The sequence below is a fragment of the Limosilactobacillus pulli genome, assembly GCF_947381555.1.
GTDB lineage: Bacteria > Bacillota > Bacilli > Lactobacillales > Lactobacillaceae > Limosilactobacillus > Limosilactobacillus pulli.
In genome coordinates, this window is record NZ_CANCWQ010000086.1 from 1 (window position 1) to 450 (window position 450).

The 450-nt window shown below is 35.1% G+C and carries 1 pseudogene; it reads right to left on the bottom strand.

Features of this window, described 5'->3' with window-relative positions:
* Positions 1–382 (bottom strand): annotated as a pseudogene (locus tag QOS03_RS09295) (helix-turn-helix domain-containing protein); the annotation flags it as partial.
* Positions 383–450: the final 68 nt, after the last annotated feature.

Here is a 450-nt window from a genome sequence, read left to right on the forward strand (position 1 = left end):
CAAAAGTAGTTTTGCGTCCTGGCATAATTGAATCTCGCTTTCTCGGTGTATAAACCGTGGCTTTTGATTCATTATACCGAATAACCCACTCACGTAAGCTACGATCACTAGCTATTCCATGCTTAGCCGCAAATACTAAGGCAGATTCAGAGGAGCTATTAAATTCTTTAACTAATGCTTTTTTCTTCGACTCTGAGTAATGATGCCTTTTGTAGCTGTACGATAAACCGTGAATACCTTGGTATTTAAGAATTAATTTCCAAGCTCGAATTGTTTTTGCATCTATTTGATATAATTTTGCCACTTTGTTGAGACTGAGTCTTTTAGTTTCATCAAGGATCGCTAATTTTTGCTCAAGTGAAAAGTATTTTTTTCTAGCCAATTTTAAATGCCCTCCAAATATAAGATGAATTTTCTATTTCATCTGTATACTTAGAGGGCATTATAGCC